At 64.6% G+C, this 19,526-nt stretch carries 15 protein-coding genes; 5 read left to right on the top strand and 10 right to left on the bottom strand.

Features of this window, described 5'->3' with window-relative positions:
* The 5 genes from SO139_RS02210 to SO139_RS02190 are packed head-to-tail and all read left to right on the top strand — an operon-like array spanning nt 1 to nt 9,333.
* Nucleotides 1-1,221 (top strand): efflux RND transporter periplasmic adaptor subunit, encoded by a 1,221-nt coding sequence (locus SO139_RS02210; RefSeq protein WP_449377365.1) that lies wholly within the window; start codon nt 1-3, stop codon nt 1,219-1,221.
* Nucleotides 1,218-4,370 (top strand): efflux RND transporter permease subunit, encoded by a 3,153-nt coding sequence (locus SO139_RS02205; protein WP_498539585.1) that lies wholly within the window; start codon nt 1,218-1,220, stop codon nt 4,368-4,370. The genes SO139_RS02210 and SO139_RS02205 overlap by 4 nt, the downstream gene beginning before the upstream one ends.
* Nucleotides 4,371-4,373: 3 nt before the next feature.
* The gene (locus SO139_RS02200; protein WP_449377367.1) at nt 4,374-5,444 is read left to right on the top strand and encodes an HlyD family secretion protein; all 1,071 of its coding nucleotides are present in this window, start codon (nt 4,374-4,376) and stop codon (nt 5,442-5,444) included.
* Nucleotides 5,441-8,218, top strand: a complete 2,778-nt coding sequence (rbbA, locus tag SO139_RS02195) for a ribosome-associated ATPase/putative transporter RbbA (protein WP_498539584.1) — start codon at nt 5,441-5,443, stop codon at nt 8,216-8,218. Before SO139_RS02200 ends, rbbA begins: the two co-directional genes overlap by 4 nt.
* Before the next feature lie 2 nt (nt 8,219-8,220).
* Entirely contained in the window at nt 8,221-9,333 is a 1,113-nt protein-coding gene (locus SO139_RS02190) for an ABC transporter permease (protein WP_449377369.1), read from the top strand.
* A gap of 5 nt (nt 9,334-9,338) precedes the next feature.
* Here SO139_RS02190 and SO139_RS02185 read toward each other — a convergent pair whose 3' ends face one another.
* The 10 genes from SO139_RS02185 to SO139_RS02140 all read right to left on the bottom strand — a co-directional run.
* Entirely contained in the window at nt 9,339-10,106 is a 768-nt protein-coding gene (locus tag SO139_RS02185; protein WP_449377370.1) for an SDR family NAD(P)-dependent oxidoreductase, read from the bottom strand.
* The gene (locus tag SO139_RS02180) at nt 10,103-11,218 is read right to left on the bottom strand and encodes an ABC transporter ATP-binding protein (RefSeq protein WP_449377371.1); all 1,116 of its coding nucleotides are present in this window, start codon (nt 11,216-11,218) and stop codon (nt 10,103-10,105) included. The genes SO139_RS02185 and SO139_RS02180 overlap by 4 nt, the downstream gene beginning before the upstream one ends.
* A gap of 10 nt (nt 11,219-11,228) precedes the next feature.
* The gene (locus tag SO139_RS02175; RefSeq protein WP_449377372.1) at nt 11,229-12,086 is read right to left on the bottom strand and encodes a carbohydrate ABC transporter permease; all 858 of its coding nucleotides are present in this window, start codon (nt 12,084-12,086) and stop codon (nt 11,229-11,231) included.
* Entirely contained in the window at nt 12,079-13,008 is a 930-nt protein-coding gene (locus SO139_RS02170) for a carbohydrate ABC transporter permease (RefSeq protein ID WP_449377373.1), read from the bottom strand. The genes SO139_RS02175 and SO139_RS02170 overlap by 8 nt, the downstream gene beginning before the upstream one ends.
* On the bottom strand, nt 13,005-14,291 hold the full coding sequence (locus tag SO139_RS02165; protein ID WP_498539583.1) for an ABC transporter substrate-binding protein: 1,287 nt from the start codon (nt 14,289-14,291) through the stop codon (nt 13,005-13,007). Before SO139_RS02165 ends, SO139_RS02170 begins: the two co-directional genes overlap by 4 nt.
* A gap of 60 nt (nt 14,292-14,351) precedes the next feature.
* Entirely contained in the window at nt 14,352-15,524 is a 1,173-nt protein-coding gene (locus SO139_RS02160; RefSeq protein WP_449377375.1) for an ROK family transcriptional regulator, read from the bottom strand.
* Nucleotides 15,525-15,669: 145 nt separating this feature from the next.
* The gene (locus SO139_RS02155; RefSeq protein ID WP_449377376.1) at nt 15,670-16,800 is read right to left on the bottom strand and encodes an iron-containing alcohol dehydrogenase; all 1,131 of its coding nucleotides are present in this window, start codon (nt 16,798-16,800) and stop codon (nt 15,670-15,672) included.
* 17 nt (nt 16,801-16,817) lie between these two features.
* Complete coding sequence (pdxA, locus tag SO139_RS02150) at nt 16,818-17,849, bottom strand: 4-hydroxythreonine-4-phosphate dehydrogenase PdxA (protein WP_449377377.1); 1,032 nt, start codon at nt 17,847-17,849, stop codon at nt 16,818-16,820.
* On the bottom strand, nt 17,846-18,961 hold the full coding sequence (locus SO139_RS02145) for a four-carbon acid sugar kinase family protein (RefSeq protein WP_449377378.1): 1,116 nt from the start codon (nt 18,959-18,961) through the stop codon (nt 17,846-17,848). Before SO139_RS02145 ends, pdxA begins: the two co-directional genes overlap by 4 nt.
* The coding region (locus tag SO139_RS02140) for a dihydrodipicolinate synthase family protein (RefSeq protein WP_498539582.1) at nt 18,958-19,526 on the bottom strand (569 nt) is incomplete at its 5' end. The genes SO139_RS02140 and SO139_RS02145, both read right to left, overlap by 4 nt.

Below are 19,526 nucleotides of genomic sequence, written 5' to 3'. Positions count from 1 at the left end.
ATGGACCTTGCGCAAGCCTCGGTCAGACTGCTGGCGGCAAGCCTTGTGACGATCTTCACCGGCGGGACAGCCTGGACCCAGGCTGCTCCCACTGGCCCTGCTGCGGTCGGTGTCGTGGAAGCGGCCGAGCGGCCGATCACCGAGAGCAACGAATTCATCGGGCGGATCGAGGCGATCAATCGCGTCAACGTCGTCGCACGCGTCACCGCGTTTCTGGAAAAGCGGCTGTTCGTCGAAGGCGCTGAAATCAAGACTGGGGATCAGCTCTATCATCTCGAACGCGGCCCCTTCGAAGCCGACCTCGAGGCAAAGCAGGCACAGGTAGCACAGCTCCAAGCGACGCTCGAGAATGCCAAACTGACCACCGAGCGCGCACGCACGCTGCTCGGCGGACCGGCCGGACAGCAATCGACCTATGACGCGGCGATCGCGAACCAGCGCAGCCTGGAAGCGCAGGTTCAGGCCGCGCAGGCACAGGTCGAGGCGTCCCGGATCAATCTCGACTACACCGTGATCAGCGCAGCGATCGACGGCAAGATCGGACGCACCTCGGTCACCGAAGGCAACGTCGTCAGTCCGAGTTCAGGCGTGCTGACCACCATCGTCAGCCAGGACCCGATGTACGTCACCTTCCCCGTGCCGCTTCGCCAGGGGCTGGAATTGCGCGAGCGCTATGGTCCGAAAGGCGGCCTGGAAGCCGTGGTGATCAGGTTGCGACTCCCCGACGGCCGCATGTATGGCCAATCCGGCAAGCTGAATTTCGTCGACAACACCATCGCGCAAAACACCGACACGGTCACCGTGCGCGGCGAGATCGCCAACCCCATCCTGCGGGCACCTTCGGCCGCGGGCGTGACCGTTCATGAACTCACCGACGGCGAATTCGTCACCGTCGTGCTCGAAGGCGTCGAGCCGGTCGAGGTGCTGGCAATCCCCCGCTCTGCCGTGCTCTCGGACCAGCAGGGTGATTATGTTCTCACCGTCGGTGCGGACAACAAGGCCGAGCAACACCGCATCAAGCTCGGACAATCGACGCCGACCATTGCCGCCGTGATCAGCGGGCTCACCGCCGGTGACAGGGTCATTGTCGAGGGCCTGCAGCGGGCCCGTCCCGGCCAAGTCGTCGCACCCGGTCCGGCAAGCCCGCTGATCCTGTCGAACATGAACGCCGCTACGGGCGACACCGGCACTTCCGGCAAAGCGGTGGGCACCAAGCCATGATGTCCGCGATCTTCATCGATCGTCCCCGACTGGCGATGGTGATCGCGTTCATCATCACCATCGCCGGCGCGCTCGCGCTGACGCAGATCCCGGTGGCGCAGTTTCCGGACATCGTGCCGCCGCAGGTTTCGGTCTCCGCCACCTTCCCCGGGGCATCGGCGGAGGTGGTCGAAGGTAGCGTCGCCCAGCCACTGGAGGCGCAAGTCATCGGCGTCGACCGCGCGCTCTACATGAAATCGACCAGCGCCAATGACGGCACCTACACGCTGACGGTCTCGTTCGCGCTCGGCACCAATCCAGACATTAACACCGTCAACGTCAACAACCGCGTCCAGAGCGCGCTGTCGCAATTGCCGACGGAGGTCCAGCAGCAGGGCGTGACGGTACGCAAGCGGTCCTCGGCCATCCTGCAATTCCTGGTGCTCTACAGCGCCGACGGACAGCAGGATCCACTCTTCATCACCAACTACGCCATCATCAACGTGCTTGATGCCCTCGCCAGCACGCCGGGCGTCGGCCAGACCAATCTGTTCGCCAAGATGAACTACTCGATGCGGATCTGGTTCGATACGCAGCGGCTGACCAGCCTCAATCTGACTCCGTCGGACGTCATTGCCGCGATCCGTACGCAAAGCGTTCAGGCGCCGGTCGGCCGCATCGGTGCGCGGCCGATCAGCGATGACCAGCAATTCCAGTTCAATGTGCAAACCCTTGGCCGGCTCGCCACCACCGATCAATTCGCCAACATCGTGCTGCGCGCGAATCCGGACGGCTCCTCGCTGTTGGTGAAGGACGTTGCGCGGGTCGAGATGGGCGCGCAAAACCTCGACAGCGAAGCGCGGATCGATGGACGCTCTGCCGTGCCGATCGCGATCTATCTTGCACCGGGCGCCAACGCCGTGACGACCGCGAAGGCAGTCGCGGCCACGATGCAACGCCTGTCCAAGCGTTTCCCGACCGGGCTCAGCTACCTCGTGCAATACGATTCCACGGGCTTCGTGTGGGATACGATCACCGAAGTCCTGCGGACGCTTGCCGAGGCCTTCGTCCTGGTCGTGATCGTGGTGTACCTCTTCCTTGGCAATCTCCGCGCCACCGTGATCCCGGCCGTGGCAGTTCCCGTGAGCCTGATCGGCACTTTCGCCGTGCTGCTGGTGGTCGGCTATTCGGCCAATACGGTGTCGCTGCTCGCAATGGTGCTCGCCATCGGCATCGTGGTGGACGACGCGATCGTGGTGGTCGAGAACGTGGAACGCGTCATGGAGGAGGAGCCGGATCTGTCCCCGGTCGAGGCCAGCAAGAAGGCCATGACGCAGATCACTGCACCGATCATCGCGATCACGCTGGTGCTGCTCTCCGTGTTCGTACCAATCGCGTTCATTCCGGGCATTTCCGGCACGCTGTTTCGCCAGTTCGCGGTCACGATCAGCGCAGCGATGATCATCTCGGCATTGAACGCGCTGACACTGTCGCCGGCGCTCTGCGCGCTGTTCCTGCGCCACACCGGACCTAGGGGCGGCATCATCGGGCGCGTGCTTGGCGGCATCGACTGGCTGCGCGAGTGCTACAGCAGCGGCGTTCGCCGGCTGTTGCGCATGGCGACCCTTTCCCTCCTGCTGGCTGTCGTGTTCGCGAGTGCGATCTTCGGCATGTCGCTGATCACGCCGACGGGCTTCCTCCCCGAGGAAGACCAGGGCGCCTTCTTCACATCGGTGCAACTCCCCGACGGCGCGTCGGTCGCACGCACCAGCGAGGTCACCCAAAAGATCGAAGACATCCTGAAGAAAATGCCGGCAGTCGATCACGTGCTCGCCGTCATCGGCTTCTCACTGCTCGACGGGGCATCCGAGCCGAACAGCGCGCTGGTCGTGACCCGACTCAAGCCTTTTGCCGATCGCAAGGCTGCGGCCGATTCTGCACAGGCGTTAATCGCGCAAACCTTCGCAGCCGGTGCGCAGATCCCGCAGGCAAACGTGCTGCCCTTCAACATGCCGCCGATCATCGGCCTCTCCACCTCCGGCGGGTTCGAATACCAGCTCGAGGCGCTGGAAGGACAGAGCCCTGCGGCCATCTCCAGCGTCACCAGCGCATTGATCAGCGCCGCCAACGCCGATCCAAGGCTGGCGCGCGTCTTCTCGACGTTCACGGCGACCAATCCTTCGATCTTTCTCGACATCGACCGCCGCAAGGCGCAGGCGCTCGGCGTTACCGTCAGCGACATCTTCACCGCCTTGCAGGCGACGCTCGGCGGTATCTACGTCAACAACTTCAACCTGTACGGCCGCACCTGGCAGGTCAACGTCCAGGGCGAGGCGTTCGATCGCGCCGATATCTCCGACATCTGGCGGATCTTCTTGCGCAACGACACTGGCCAGATGGTGCCGATACGCTCGCTAGCCGGCATCAAGATCGTGACCGGACCGCAGGTGATCACCCGCTACAACAACTATCGCTCGGTGACGGTGAACGGCAGCCCGGCGCCAGGCATCTCGTCCGGCACCGCGATTGCAACCATGGCGGAGATCTCGAACACCGTGCTGCCGACGGGCTACAGCTTCGAATGGACCGGCACCGCCTATCAGGAGCAGCAAGCCGCCGGCCAGACCGGCATCGTGCTGATGCTCGCGGTATTGTTCGCCTATCTGTTCCTGGTCGCGCTCTACGAAAGCACCGTGATCCCGATCCCGGTGCTGCTCTCGGTCGTCGTCGGTGTGCTCGGCTCCTATGTCGGGATCAAGGTCGCCGGCCTCAATCTCGATCTCTATGGCCAGATCGGCCTCGTGGTCTTGATCGCGCTCGCTGCCAAGAACGGCATCCTGATCGTGGAGTTCGCAAAGGAGCGGCGCGAGGCGGGCGTGGCGCTCCACGATGCGGCGATCCAGGGGGCACATATGCGCTTCCGCGCGGTCATGATGACGTCGGTTGCGTTCATCCTCGGTCTCCTGCCGCTCGTCATCGCAACCGGTGCCGCCGAGCTCAGCCGCCGTGCCGTCGGCACGGCCGTTTTCGCCGGCATGCTCGCCGCCAGCTCGATCGGGATCTTCATGGTGCCGATGCTCTACGTGACGTTCCAGCGCCTGCGCGAGCGGGCGAAGGCGAAACCCGGTTCAAACCCCCACCTGACACCGCCTGTCGATGAAACGGTCTAGACCATGACGCGCAATCGAAAACGCTGGCTGATCGCCCTCCTTGTCGTGGCCTTAGGCGTGGGCGGCTACCTCGCCTGGCAGAGGCTGGGCAGTGACAGCCTTCCGCTCGGCTTTGCCAGCGGCAACGGCCGCATCGAGGCCGTCGAAATCGACATTGCGACCAAGACGCCGGGCCGGATCAAGGACATCCTGGTGAGAGAGGGCGATTTGGTCTCTGCCGGACAGGCGCTGGCGCAAATGGATACCGTGCAACTCGAGGCGCTATACCGTCAGGCGCAGGCGCAACTGCGCCGCGCCACGATCGGAATCGACACGGCCAAGAGTTTCGTGACCCAGCGCGAGGCCGAGAAGAAGACGGCGACCGCCGTGATCAGCCAGCGCAGCGCGGAGTTCGATGCGGCCGATCGAAAGCTGCAACGCTCGGAGCAATTGATCAGGACCAATGCCGTGTCGCAGCAGGTGCTCGACGACGACCGGGCGGCTGCCAACGGCGCGCGCGCAGCCGTGGCCGCATCGGAGGCCCAGCTCGCCGGCTCGGAAGCTGCGATCAGTGCCGCTGAAGCACAAGTCGTCGATGCCGAGGCTGCCGTAGAGGCGGCGAAGGCGGCCATCGAGAGCATCAAGGCCGACCTCAACGACTCGACGCTGCGCGCGCCGCGCGATGGACGCGTCCAGTTCCGCGTGGCTCAGCCCGGCGAAGTGCTCTCCGCCGGCGGACGCGTGCTCAACCTCGTCGACCTCGGCGACGTCTACATGACCTTCTTTCTGCCGACCGCGCAGGCAGGCCGCGTCGCGATCGGCTCGGAGGTCCGCCTCGTGCTCGACGCCGCGCCGCAATGGGTGATTCCCGCCAAGGCGACGTTCGTCGCCAGCGTTGCCCAGTTCACGCCGAAGACGGTCGAGACCGAGGAGGAGCGCCAGAAGCTGATGTTCCGCGTCCGCGCGCATATCTCCCCCGACCTGCTGCGGAGAAACATCGAGCAGGTCAAGACCGGCCTGCCCGGCCGGGCCTTCGTCCGGCTCGACCAGAACGCCGCGTGGCCGGCGCAACTGACGGAACATCTGGTCAAATGAGCGACGCGTCGAATGGCGATCAGTCAGCGGTGCCGGTCATACGCCTGGAGGCGGTCGCGCTGTCCTATGACAGGACTCGCGCACTTGACGGCATCACGCTCGACATTCCCGCAGGCCGCATGGTTGGATTGATCGGACCTGACGGGGTCGGAAAATCCAGCCTGCTTTCGCTGATCGCCGGGGCTCGCGCGATCCAGGGAGGCGGCGTCCACGTGCTCGGCGGCGACATGGCCGACGCTGCGCATCGCCGACGGACCTGCCCGCAGATCGCCTATATGCCGCAGGGCCTGGGCAAGAATCTCTACCCGACTCTGTCCGTCTTCGAGAATGTCGATTTCTTCGGCCGCCTGTTCGGACACGACCGGCGCGAGCGGGAGGAACGCATACAGCAGCTCCTCAAGGACACTGACCTTGCTGCCTTTGCCGACCGACCCGCCGGTAAGCTGTCCGGCGGCATGAAGCAGAAGCTCGGCCTCTGCTGCGCGCTGATCCACGATCCCGACCTGCTGATCCTCGACGAGCCGACCACTGGCGTCGACCCGCTCTCGCGCCGGCAGTTCTGGGAGTTGATCGAGACGATCCGGAAGGATCGTCCCGGCATGAGCGTCATCGTCGCGACCGCCTATATGGAGGAAGCCGCGCGCTTCGACTGGCTCGTTGCAATGAACGACGGCCGGGTACTGGCCACCGGCACGCCGGCTGCACTGCTGCAGCAGACCGGCGCCGACAATCTCGACGCCGCCTTCATCGCCCTGCTCCCCGAGGCGCAGCGACGGGGTTACAAAGAGGTGGTGATCCCGCCGCGCGCGGGCGACCATGACGGCGACATCGCGATCGAGGCCGAGCAACTGACCGTTCGGTTCGGCGATTTCACGGCCGTCGATCATGTGAGCTTCCGCATCGCTCGCGGCGAGATCTTCGGCTTCCTCGGCTCGAACGGCTGCGGCAAGACCACGACGATGAAGGTGTTGACCGGGCTGCTGCCGGCGAGCGAAGGCGAAGCCAGGCTGTTCGGGCATGAGGTCGATCCCAACGACATGGATGTCCGGCGGCGCGTCGGCTACATGTCGCAGGCCTTTTCGCTCTATTCCGAGCTGACGATCCGCCAGAACCTGGAACTGCACGCACGCCTGTTCCGCCTCGCGCCAGAGACCATCGAAGACCGCGTCCGCCAGATGGTCGAAGACTTCGACCTCACCGACGTCATCGACGCGCTGCCCGATGCGCTGCCGCTCGGTGTGCGCCAGCGCCTGTCGCTGGCGGTCGCCATGATCCACGCACCCGACGTCCTGATCCTGGACGAGCCGACGTCAGGTGTCGATCCGGTCGCGCGCGATGGCTTCTGGCAGATCCTGTCCGACCTGTCGCGGCGCGACAACGTCACGATCTTCGTGTCCACCCATTTCATGAACGAGGCCGAGCGCTGCGACCGCATCTCGCTGATGCATGCCGGCAAGGTGATGATCAGCGACACGCCGGCAGGGATCGCGGAGCGGCGCGGCGGCGGCAACCTGGAGGAAGCCTTCGTCGCCTATCTGAAGGACGCGATCGCCGCAACGGACGCAAGCGAGACGCGCACCACGCCGCATGTCGCGACCGAACCCGTGGTCACCAGGGCGCACGGCGCCATGCACAATGCCCTGAGCTTCTTCGATCCGCGACGCATGTTTGCCTACACGCAGCGGGAGGCACTCGAGCTCAGGCGCGACCCGATCCGAGCGACGCTGGCGATCCTCGGCAGCCTGATCCTGATGTTCGTGATGGGTTATGGCATCAACATGGACGTCGAGAACCTCTCCTTCGCCGTCATGGACCGCGACGATACCACGATCAGCCGCGACTACGTCCTTCAGATCGCGGGGTCCCGCTATTTCACGGAGCTCGCACCGATCACCGACTATGACGATCTCGACCGCCGCATGCGCAACGGCGAGTTGAGCCTGGCCATCGAAATTCCGCCTGGCTTCGGTCGCGATGTGGCGCGCGGCAGCGACGTCCAGATTGGCGCCTGGGTCGACGGCGCGATGCCATCGCGCGCGGAGACAGTGCGGAGTTATGTGCAGGCGATGCACGCGACGTGGCTCGCGCAACGGGCCCGGCAACTCCTGGGCAATGCCGCGACCACCGGTGACTACCAGCTCGAGGTACGTTTCCTCTACAACCCCGACATCAGAAGCATCGTCGCGATGGCGCCCGCCGTGATCCCGATCCTGCTCCTGATCATCCCGGCGATCCTGGCGACGCTGAGCGTCGTGAGGGAGAAGGAGCTGGGATCGATCATCAACTTCTACGTCACGCCGGTGACCCGGATCGAGTTCCTGCTCGGCAAGCAGCTGCCCTATGTCGCGCTCGCCATGCTGAACTTCTTCCTCCTGACCGCTTTCGCCGTGTTCGCATTCGGCGTTCCCTTCAGGGGCAGCTTCGTTGCCTTCACGGCAGCCGCCCTCCTCTACGTCGTCATCACGACCGCGATGGGGCTCGTGATCTCCTCGTTCATGACGAGCCAGATTGCTGCGATCTTCGCGACCGCGCTGCTCACCATGATTCCGGCCACGCAATATTCGGGTCTGGTCGATCCGGTATCATCGCTCCAGGGTGCGGGCGCGATCATCGGACGGATCTACCCGACGGCCCATTTCGTCACCATCACGCGCGGCACCTTCTCCAAGGGGCTCGACTTCAGCGATCTTTCGGGACCGTTCCTGGCGCTCGTCATCACCATCCCCGTGCTGCTCGGGCTCGGCGTGCTGCTCCTGAAGAAACAGGCGAACTAACCATGCGCGCAGGCAATATCATCCAGCTCGGCGTCAAGGAACTGCGCGGCCTGTTGCGCGATCCGATGATGCTGGGGCTGATCGTCTATGCCTTCACGGTCTCGATCTATACCTCGTCCAGGGCGCAGCCGGAGACGCTGAACCAGGCGGCGCTGGCCATCGTCGACGAGGACAGGTCGCCCGCCGCCACGCGCATCATCACCGCATTCAGGCCGCCCTATTTCACGGTCCCGCGGCTGATCCCACAATCGGAGATGATGTCCCGCATGGACGCCGGGCTCGACACCTTCGCGCTCAACATTCCGCCCAACTTCCAGCGTGACCTGCTGGCGCAGCGATCGCCCGCCATCCAGCTCAATGTCGATGCGACGCGCATGTCGCAGGCTTTCACGGGAAGCGGCTACATCCAATCCATCGTCAGCGACGAGGTCAGCGAGTTCCTGTCCCGCTACCGTTCGGCCGCACCGCTGCCGATTGATCTGGCGCTGCGCGCGCGTTTCAATCCAGAGCTCAACAAGGGCTGGTTCGGCGCGATCAACAACGTCATCTCCTCGGTCACGATGCTCTCGATCATCCTGACCGGCGCGGCGCTGATCCGCGAGCGCGAGCATGGCACCATAGAGCATCTCCTGGTGATGCCGGTGACGCCGTTCGAGGTGATGGCGAGCAAGATCTGGTCGATGGGGCTCGTCGTTCTCGTCGCCGCCAGCGTCGCGATCATCTTCATCGTTCAGGGATTGCTCGCGGTTCGGATCGGCGGCTCGGTCCCGCTGTTCCTGTTCGGTACGGCGCTCTACCTCTTCGCCACCACCTGCATGGGCATCTTCCTCGCCACCTCTGCCGGCACCATGCCGCAATTCGGTCTGCTGCTGATGCTGGTGCTGATGCCGCTTCAGATGCTGTCGGGCGCGACGACGCCGCGCGAGAGCATGCCCCAGATCATTCAGGACATCATGCTCGCCGCACCGAACACCCATTTCGTCATCCTCGCGCAGGCTGTCCTGTTCCGTGGCGCGGGACTGACGGTCGTCTGGCCGCAATTTGCGGCCTTGCTGACGATCGGCGGGATCCTGTTCTTCGTGTCTCTTCGCCGCTTCCGGCAATTCCTGCGCTGAACGACCTAGCCGAGGCCGCCGTCGACCTGGAAGCACTGACGCGTGATGCGTTTGCTGTCATCGGACGCCAGAAACAGCGCCATCCGCGCGATATCCTCCGGCGTTACCGCGTCCGGAATGGCCTGCCGCGTGCGAAGTTCGGCGATCTTTTGCTCGTCGGGATACCAGAGCCGACGCTGACGTTCCGTGATCACCATACCCGGCGCGATCGCATTGACGCGGATGCGGTCGGGGCCCACCAGCCGGGCGAGCGCGTTGGTGAAGCCGACGATCGCCGCTTTGGCCGCGGCGTAAACCGGCAGCGCCGGCGCGCCGCGTATCCATGCCACCGATGACATGTTGATGATCGAACCGCCACCGCGTGCCTGCATCTGCGGCACGATCCCCTGCGCGGCGAAGAAGACGTGTTTGAAGTTGACGCCGATTGTCCAGTCAAATTCTGCCGGCGTCACCTCGGACACTACCTGGCGCTGGTCGTTGGCGGCGTTGTTGACCAGCACCGCGGCATCGCCAAGCGTGCCGTGGACCTCTGCCATCGCCTCGCGCAGGGCCCCGATGTCGAGCAAGTCGCACGGCACGAAGAGGGGCGCTGAGCCGCCTGCGTCCGTCACCTCCCGCACCAAGGTCTCACCGGCATCGGTGTCGATGTCGAGGAAGGCGACGCGGGCCTGTTGGGCCGCGAACGCGCGCACGAAGGCCGCGCCGATACCGCTGGCGCCGCCGGTAATCAACACCACCTGGCCCGCAAGGCCCGGATAACTCGTCTCAGTCATGCGATCAGCCGCTCCGTCTCGGGGTCGAACAGGCAGATGCGGCGCGTGTCGAGCGCGAAGGCGGCGCGCTCGCCCGGCACCGGCCGGATGTCGGGCGCAATCCGCGCCAATGCGGACTCGCCGCCAAGCCGTAGCAATACGATGGTCTCCGCACCAGTCGGCTCGACCATCTCGACAGGCGCATTGACGACGACGGGCGCGCCGGCGCCGTTGGAGAAACTGCGGCTTCCCTCGGCGATGCATTCCGGCCGGATCCCGACCACGATCTCGCGGCCGACGAAGGAGGCTGCTGCGTCATATCCTTGCAGGCGCAGGCGGGCCTCGTCCGGCCGACCCGCGCCGATGACGACCACCGGCCCGCCATCTTCGGTTTCCAGCCGCGCCCTCATGGTATTCATCGGCGGCGAGCCCATGAAGCGCGCCACGAACAAATTGGCCGGATAGCGGTACACGGTGTCGGGATCGGCGAACTGCTGCACCTCGCCCTGATGCATGACGGCGATCCGCGTCGCCATCGTCATCGCCTCGATCTGGTCGTGGGTGACGTAGACGATGGTGGCGCCGATGCGCTGATGCAGCCGCTTGATCTCCATCCGCATTTCGACGCGCAGCTTGGCATCGAGATTGGAGAGCGGCTCGTCGAACAGGAACAGCAGGGGATCGCGCACCAGCGCGCGGCCCATCGCCACGCGCTGGCGCTGGCCGCCGGACAATTGCGCCGGCTTGCGTCCGAGCAGCGGCTCGATCTGCAAGAGGCGCGCGACATTCGATAGCGCCTTCTCCTGCTCCGCCTTCGGCACATGACGGCATTCCATGCCGAACGTGATATTCTGCCTCACCGTCATCGACGGATAGAGCGCGTAGGACTGGAACACCATGGCGATGTCGCGATCCTTCGGCGGGACATCATTGACGACTCGTCCACCGATCTCGATTGTTCCGTCGTTGGCGCGATCGAGCCCGGCGACGATGTTGAGCAGCGTGGACTTGCCGCAGCCGGAGGGCCCGACCAGCACCGTGAACTCACCGCTCTCGATGTCGAGATCGATCCCCTTCAGCACCTCGAGATTGGCGTAACGCTTCGACAGGGAGCGAATGCTCAATGCTGCCATGACAACCCCATCATTTCACTGCTCCGGCGGTAAGGCCGCGCACGAAGTACCGACCGCCGAGGAGATAGATCAACAAGGTGGGCAGCGCTGCGATGATCACGGCAGCGCTCTGCACGCCATGCTTCGGGATATCCGCGATAGCGGCGGATAGCGCGATGAGAGCGGCCGTAACTGGCTGCTGTTGGCCGGTCGTGAATGTCACGCCATAGAGGAACTCGTTCCAGATGTGCGTGAACTGCCAGATCACGGTGACGATCAGGATGGGCGACGACAGCGGCAGAATGATGCGCCAGAAAATACGAAAGAACCCGGCGCCATCGATACGCGCGGCCCTGATCAGCTCATGTGGGATGGCGACATAGTAGTTCCGGCAGAACAGCGTGGTGAAGGAGAGCCCCTGGATCGTATGAATCAGCACGAGGCCCGTCAACGTGTTGATGAGCCCGATGTCCCGCAGCACGATAGTCCAGGGAAGCAAGCGCATCTGCTGCGGAAGGAAGAGACCAAGGGTCACGATGCCGTAGATCCAGCTATCGCCGCGAAAACGCCAGAGCGATACGGCGTAACCGGCAATCGCACCGAGTATGGTGGAGAAGATCGTCGCAGGAATCGTGACGAGCGCGGAGTTCAGCATGTACGGCCGGATGCCGGCGCAGGTCTCGGCGACGCAGAAACCGCTCCAGGCAGCAGCGTAGTTGCTCCAGGCCCAGTGTTTTGGCCAACCGATCATCGAGGCCTGCGCGATCTCCTCGTTCGTTCGGAGCGAGTTCAGCACGACAACAACCAGTGGCGCGAGCCAGGCTGCCGCGATCAATGAAACAAGCAGATAGATCAGGATCCGGTTCGGCGCGAAGGCGTGATCACGCATGGATCACCCGCCGTCGCTGGTAATAGCGCCATGCGGCATACGGCAGCAGCACCGCAAGGAGAATCAGCAGCATCAGCACCGCCGCCGCCGCACCCCGGCCGAGTTGGCTGCGCTGGAACATGAGGTCGTAGACCACAAGGGCCGGCAGCTGGGTCGCGATCCCGGGCCCGCCGTTGGTGAGCGCGCGGACGAGGTCAAAAGCCGAAATCGCGAACTGCAGCTGGACCACGATGACGGTGATGGTGATCGGCCACAGCGTCGGCAAAATGACGCGCCGGTAGGTTCGGAACGGACCGGCACCGTCGATCTGCGCAGCCTTGATGATGTCGGCGTCGACCGACCGAAGGCCGGCAAGAAAGAGTGCCATGGCGAATCCCGAGGATTGCCAGATCGCCGCGATGACAATCGTCCAGATGGCCATGTCGCGGTCGACCAGCCAGTCGAACCGGAAGGATGTCCAGCCGAGGTCATGGACGAGCTTCTCGATTCCGATGCCGGGATTGAGCAGCCAGCTCCAGACCGTGCCGGTGACGACGAACGACACCGCGAGGGGATACAGGAAGATAGATCGCAGCACGTTCTCGCCGCGAATGCGCTGGTCGAGCAGGATCGCGAGTATGAGCCCGGTCACCAGACTTAGCAGCACGAACGCGCTGCCAAACAGCAGCAGATTGTCGAAGGCGATCTGCCAGTTCCGTGACGCCAAGACCGCCGTGTAGTTGCGCAAGCCCACCCACCCCGAGACCGGAACAAGCGTGGATGGCGTGAACGAAATCCAGATCGTCCAGATCGAAAACGAAATGAGGTGCGCTGCAGACAAGAGCAGCGGCACCCAGATCATCAGATATTCGGGCAGCCGGCGCACCATTTCAGAGGTCGCCGGCCGGCCCGGTCGCGCTGCTGTCGAGACGGCGTCGGTCAACGTGAGCTCTCGACGGCGTCGGCGAGGCGGGTGACCGCCTGTTCCGGCGTAATCGTCTTGTTCTTCACGTACTCTGTGATCACGTCGATCATCGCTGCGGTCAGCCCGTTTTCCTGCGCCATGTTGTGCGCGAGGCTCAGGACGGCCTGATTGTTGGCGACAGCATCTTTCAGAGCTGCAGCGGTTCGCCGTTGACCGTCGGACCAGCCGGCACCGGAGAGGTCGACATCGGTGCGCACGGGGATCGATCCTGTGATCTGCGAATACATGGTCTGGATCGCCGGATCCATGACGAGCTGGGCCATCAGCGTCTGACCGGCCTGCAGATCGGCCTCCTTGCGTTGCCAGAATATGAAGGCATCGGCATTCAACAGGAACACCGGCTTGCTGTTGTCGCTGGGGCCCGGCACGATGATGAAGTCCTCGAACTTGAAACCGGCGTTGCGCAACACGCCCTGCGCCCACCCGCCCTGGATCATCATGCCCATGTCGCCGTCGACGAAACGCTTCAGGTTGGTGGCAAACGGTTGGGCGCCGACATTGGGATCCATCCAGTCGGCGATCTTGCGCGTCTGCGCGAACGCAGCCTTTATGTCGGGCCCCTCCAGGGCCTTCTTGTCGAGATTCATGATGGCTGCGCGGTATGAAGTCGGACTGATGCCGGCGAAAGAGGCCTCGAATTTCTGCCCATCGTCGGGGCGTGTGCCGCCGTTGGCGATGGGATATGTGACACCGCCCGCCTTCATCTTCTCGGCGAGATCGTTGAACTCGGCCCAGGTGACGGGGGCCTTGTCGGCCTTGGCTTTGTCCAACGCACGTTTGGAGAGAAACAGCATGTTGGTGCTGTAGATCTGCAACGGCAGTGCGATCCACTTGCCCGCCGGCTTGTGCAATTTTGCAAGATCTGGTGCGACAACCTTTTCGTAGCCAGCAGCAGCGACGATGGCATCGAGATCGACTGTCGGGGCGATCTTCGACCAGGCCGCGATCTCGGGGCCCTTGAGCTGCGAACAGGCCGGCGGATCGCCGGCGATGATCTGGGCGCGGAGCTTATTCATCATCTCGGTGGTGAACCCGGGAACAGGCGAGTGCTGCCAGACCCCGCCTTTCTCCTCGAATTTCTTGCCGAGCGCCGTGATGGCCGCCCCATCGCTACCGGCGGACCATTGCGAGATCGCTGTCAGGCGCGGCTTGACCGCGCCTTGCGCACGAGCAAACGCCGGCAGGGCCAGCGCGGCAGCGGATCCAGCGAGCAGACGACGCCTTGTTGTTGTAATCGGCATAGCAAGTTCCTCCCGGGTGCGAACTTTTTTTGGCACGAGTGAGCCGTGGCTCAAGACATTTCAGGCAGCCTCCGTCGATGCGGCCGGCATGCCGCCGCGGCACGCGAGACAACAGGCGGCAAAGGCGAGCGCGGCATTCGGATCGCTTCCGTTCGAAGGCGGCACGAAAGCGAGTGACACCTCGGCGAGCTTGCGGCCGCCGAGCAGGCTGGTATCGATCCCGTCGATCACGGCCTTGCGATCGTCCTCGCTAAGAAGGGACGGCCAGCCACTGATGACGACGCCAGGACTGGGCTTCACGTTCAGCGTATTGCCGATCGCAAGGCCGAGCCGGAACAGCCGGCGGCGCAACTCCTGGCGCACGCGCGCGGGAAACGGGATTGCATTCATCCAGAGGTCGCCGAGTTGCAGCAAGTCGGATTCGCTGACACCAAGAAGCTCGGCCAGCGCAGGCAGCGAGGTATAGGCCTCGACACATCCATGATGGCCGCAACGACAGCGCGGACCGCCTTCGCCGAACACCATGTGGCCGAGCTCAACCGGCCGCGAGGCATTTGCCTCGATCGCGTCGTCCACCCACGCGCCTGCGACACCCTGGCCGACGAACACGAACAGATGGGCGCCTGTAAGCGGATAATCTTCGGTGCGGCAGCGATGAAACATCGCATGCGCCACGACCGAGTTCGTGAACTCGACAGTTGCGTCCGCGAACGTCTCGCTGAACATGTCGCGAACCATGGCGACGTCACAGGGAATGATCGGATTGTGCAACTCACTCAACCGGCCGAGCCCCGGAACCGAAACGCCGATCTGCGCGAGGCCGTCTCCTCGCCGCCGCGTCCAGTTCCGAAGCAGGTGCAGTGCGTCGCGAAAGACCCCGCCGACGGTGTCGGCGGTCAGCGCCTTCGGCAATGGCAGACGCTCGACGTAGCTGAGCTCGCCCGAAAGCGTGCCGACGCCGACGCTCAGCCGCTGTGTGGTCAGCTCGAAAGCCGCCAGCGCCACGGACCTGTCGAGCGACACCAGGCCGGTCGGGCCACCGAAGTAAGGCGCAGGTCGCCTCACTTCTTCGATCAAGCCTTCGGCCTTCAGGTCAAACAAGATGCGCGACAGGCTCGCCTCGGACAGGCGCACCGCCTTGGCCAGAGGAGGCCGAAACATGCCGCCCGACTTGAGCAGGTGCCCAAGAATGGCCGCACGCGTCTGCCGCCGACTTCGCGGCTGCTCCGACATTTCCGTCCCTGTCGTCATTCTTACTTAGTGTAAGAATGTGCGAGGAGCGTTTCGCCTGTCAAGGCGCCCGCTGGCTAGACGTTGGACTTAGTGTTGTGCGAGGCAGCAAAGTTTCAAGCAACGGACTCGTCTTCCCACGAAACAGTCAGAATGCCGCCTGGTACATCTTGAGGATCGCATCGCGGCCGAGATCGCGCGGATTGTTGTCGAGAAGACGGCGAATTGCGTGGGCCTCGTCGACCATCGCGCCAAGGTCATCCGCGGGCACGCCGAGCGCGGACAACTTCATCTCGATGCCGAGATCCGCGCAGAACTTGTAGGCCGCCTCGAACGCAGCCGCAGGGTTCCTGGTCGCGGGCGCACCGAGCCCCTCCAGCACGCCCTCCGTCTTTGCTTCCACCGCCGGCATGTTGAACGCCAGCGTATGCGGGAAGATCACCGCGCAGGCGAGGCCATGGGCGATGTGATGGCGGGTGCCGAGCGGATAGGCCACCGCGTGGCCCGCGGTGGTGTTGACTGGCCCAAGGCAGAAGCCGCCATAGAGCGATGCCAATGACAGCGCGGCGCGCGCCTCGCGATCCGCACCATCCTTGACCGCGCGCGCGAGATAGCGGCCGACGAGGCGGATGCCTTCGAGCGCATAGAGATCAATGGCCGGATGTGCCTTGCGGCTGGTGAAGGCTTCAGTGCAGTGCGCGAGCGCATCGACGCCCGTCGCGGCCGTTACCTGCGGGGGAACAGTCATGGTGAGGTCGGGATCGACGACCGCGAGATCGGCCAGCATGAAGCGGCTCTGCACGGCGAGCTTGTTGCGGGTCGCGGGATCCGTGACGAGTGCGCGGATGCCGCCCTCGCTGCCGGTGCCTGACGTGGTCGGCACCTGGATCAGCGCGACGGCGCGACCCGCCACCTTGTCCGGACCGACGACATCGGCAAGCTTCTGCTCGCCGGTGCTGAGCACGGCGACGAGCTTGGCGAGATCCATCGCGCTGCCGCCGCCGAAGCCGACCACGAGATCCGGCCGCGCCGCGTGGGCCACGCCGAGCGCCTTCTCCAGATTGGGAACGTCCGGCTCCGGCTTGACCTCGCCGAATACGGTCACCTCGCCCGGCAGCGCGAGCAGGTCGACGCGCGCCGCGTTGAAGGCATCGGCGACGACGAGCGGACGCCGCACGCCCTTCCCGCGTGCGAACCGCGCCACCGCGGCGATAGTGCCGGATCCAAACTCGATCACTTCAGGGCGAATGATTTCGATCGACGCAGAAAGGTTGGTCATGGTTCTCTTTCCCGGACTCAGGCGCGCGTCGCGCTGGCGGCAAGACGTTCGGCATATTCGATCGCCTCGATCAGGCTGCGCTCATTGGCGATGCCCTTGCCGGCGATGTCGAAGGCGGTGCCGTGGTCGACGGAGGTGCGGATGATCGGCAGGCCGAGCGTGATGTTGACGCCGGACAGCTCCTGCCAGCGGCCGGTGGCAGGATCAACCTCGAAGCCGAGCAGCTTGACCGGGATGTGTCCCTGGTCGTGATACATCGCGATCACGGCGTCGTACTGGCCGGCGCGCAGTTTCACGAACACGGTATCGCCCGGCACCGGGCCGACGATGTTCAGCCCATCGGCGACAGCCTTCGCGATCGTCGGCTCCGACACGTCAATGTCCTGGCGGCCGAACAATCCGCCCTCGCCGGCGTGCGGATTGAGCGCGGCCACGGCGATCTTCGGCTTGTCCAGGCCAAGGCCGCGCAGCGCCTTGTCGGTGAGATCGATGACATAGCGCAGGCGTTCCGGCGTCAGCCGCTTCGGCACGTCCTGAAGCGCGACATGGGTCGAGACATGGCTGACCCGCATGTTGCCATGGGCGAGCATCATCACCGATCCCTTGACGCCGGTAAGCTCGGCCAGCATCTCGGTATGGCCGGGATAGTGGTAGCCCGCCTTGTTGAGCGCTTCCTTGTTCAAGGGCGCGGTGACGATCCCGCCGATCCGCCCGGCCTGTGTCAGGCGCACGCCCTGCTCTACCGCCTTGAACGCGAAGCGGCCGCCGTCGGCCGTCAGAACGCCGGGCTTGATCGGCTCGCCTTCGTCATCGGCCTGGAGAAAGCACAGATTCGGCCAGTCCTTGTCGGACGTGTGCACCTCGGGGATATCGAGTTTCGCGGCCAGTTGCGCGGCCGCATTCTTCAATGCTGCGCCGCTGCCGATGATCAACAGCCGGAGATCACCTGCTTCGATCCGCGATCGCAGCTTCTCGCAGGCCTTGATGATGATCTCCGGACCGATCCCGGCGGGATCGCCCATGGTGATGGCGAGATGCGGATGGGTCATATGTCGTGTCTCTCGTTGATCAACTGATTGTCCTGCAACAGCGTGTGCCACAAGTTCGGCGCGCCGAAGGCGCCTGATTTCGAGATCACCGCAACGCCGTCCCAGCGGCCGCCGCGAATGATCGAGCACGGCAGGCCCGGCATGATGCGCCCAGTCACCTCTAACGCGTTTGCGTCCAGCGCAAGGCACAATGCCCGCAAGGTCTCGCCGCCCGCAACGATCAGCGTGCCCGGCGGCTCGAGCGCCGTGGTCACCGCCCCGAGTCCGCGCGCGATGCGGCGCGCCGCCTCATCGCGGGACAGACCGGGCGCGAGAGCGAACTTCACCAGCGCGACGCCTTCCGTACCGAGCTTGCGGCGAACCGGTCCGGCGTTGTCTTCACCAGTTTCCGCAAGCGCAATGACGGCATCACCGCAGGCTGCCAGCTGTGCGGCCGTCGCAGGTTGATCCGATCCGAACAGCCCGAGGACCGGCTTGCGCAGTACCGACGGCGCGGACGCATCGCTGCCGCGTGCGAGCGCGCCGGCGAGACCGCCGCTGCCGCACCACAGGACCGGCTGCGACGCGCGGCGTCCGATCGCGACGATGCGATCGAGATCATCCTCGCTCTCAGCGTCGAAGACGCTGATGCCGGCAGGCAGATCGGCGTCGAACCGTCCCGTCTGCGCGTCGAGGCCTTCGGCTGCGAGCTGCGCCAGCAGGTTGTCGCCGACCCGCGACCAGCTCCCGTCGTGCGCGCGCGCATATTGCTGGCCGCCAAAGGTGCGGCGTCCCTGATAGGCGAACGCCGGAGCCACGATGCAGGCCTTCCACGGCGCCGATCGCAGGCACGCCCCGAGCTCGGCAGCCCAGGCGCCGCGCAACAGGCTGTCGACCTTCTTGTAGGCGATCGCCCCATTGCGTAGCAGCGGCGCGAGGCGCTCGACGATCTGCGCGCTCTCGGCCTTGTCACGCTCCCGCGTTCCGGTATCGACCGCGAGACATGCAGGAAGCTGCGAGGGCAGTGCCTCCGCCCATGTCACCTGAAGTGGTCCGCACATACCGACGAACTCGGCGGCCGTGTCCAGCGCACCGGTCAGATCGTCGGCGAGAAGGCGGAGCGTCGGCTTCACGCCTGCTCCTTGACGAGCCCTGTGGCCAGCAGCTTGTCGGCGTTCTCCTGCGACAGCGGCAGCAGCGGCGGCCGCATCCGGCGCCAGCCGGCATGGCCGGTTTCCTGCGCCAGCAGCGTCTTCAGCGAAGCGATCTGCGGGAACACGGACACACGCTCGCGCGCCTTGACGATGCGGTTCTGCGCCGCTTCGAGCGCGGCGTCATCATCCTTGTAGTGACGGAACACGTAAGCGAGCTCGCGCCCCACCAGGTTCGAGGTTGCGGTGATGCAGCCCGCGCCGCCCTTCTTCAGCAGCGGCAGCAGCAGCGGATCGGCGCCTGCGAGCACGGCGAAGTCGGGGAATTTCTCGATCATCGCCGTCATGTTGGCGAAGTCACCGGAAGAATCCTTGATGCCGACGATGACGTCCGGATAGGCCGCGCGCAACCGCGCGACCACCGCATGCGGGATCGGCTGATGTGACATCTGGGGGATGTGATAGAGCACGACCTTGAGCCTGACATCAGCGACACGCTGAATGACCTCGCTGTAGGAGGCATACAGTCCCTCGTCCGTGACGTCCT

The organism is Bradyrhizobium sp. UFLA05-89 (genome assembly GCF_059803475.1).
The sequence above is the reverse complement of the archived record's forward strand: the minus strand, read 5'-3'. Positions and strand labels throughout refer to the sequence as shown.

Excerpts from the sequence above, each read along its gene's own strand:
- SO139_RS02180 (WP_449377371.1), bottom strand. The coding sequence starts at position 11,218 with ATGGCAGCATTGAGCATTCGCTCCCTGTCGAAGCGTTACGCCAATCTC.
- SO139_RS02200 (WP_449377367.1), top strand. The coding sequence starts at position 4,374 with ATGACGCGCAATCGAAAACGCTGGCTGATCGCCCTCCTTGTCGTGGCC.
- SO139_RS02210 (WP_449377365.1), top strand. The coding sequence starts at position 1 with ATGGACCTTGCGCAAGCCTCGGTCAGACTGCTGGCGGCAAGCCTTGTG.
- SO139_RS02205 (WP_498539585.1), top strand. The coding sequence starts at position 1,218 with ATGATGTCCGCGATCTTCATCGATCGTCCCCGACTGGCGATGGTGATC.
- SO139_RS02175 (WP_449377372.1), bottom strand. The coding sequence starts at position 12,086 with ATGCGTGATCACGCCTTCGCGCCGAACCGGATCCTGATCTATCTGCTT.
- SO139_RS02185 (WP_449377370.1), bottom strand. The coding sequence starts at position 10,106 with ATGACTGAGACGAGTTATCCGGGCCTTGCGGGCCAGGTGGTGTTGATT.
- SO139_RS02165 (WP_498539583.1), bottom strand. The coding sequence starts at position 14,291 with ATGCCGATTACAACAACAAGGCGTCGTCTGCTCGCTGGATCCGCTGCC.
- SO139_RS02155 (WP_449377376.1), bottom strand. The coding sequence starts at position 16,800 with ATGACCAACCTTTCTGCGTCGATCGAAATCATTCGCCCTGAAGTGATC.
- rbbA (WP_498539584.1), top strand. The coding sequence starts at position 5,441 with ATGAGCGACGCGTCGAATGGCGATCAGTCAGCGGTGCCGGTCATACGC.
- pdxA (WP_449377377.1), bottom strand. The coding sequence starts at position 17,849 with ATGACCCATCCGCATCTCGCCATCACCATGGGCGATCCCGCCGGGATC.
- SO139_RS02160 (WP_449377375.1), bottom strand. The coding sequence starts at position 15,524 with ATGTCGGAGCAGCCGCGAAGTCGGCGGCAGACGCGTGCGGCCATTCTT.
- SO139_RS02190 (WP_449377369.1), top strand. The coding sequence starts at position 8,221 with ATGCGCGCAGGCAATATCATCCAGCTCGGCGTCAAGGAACTGCGCGGC.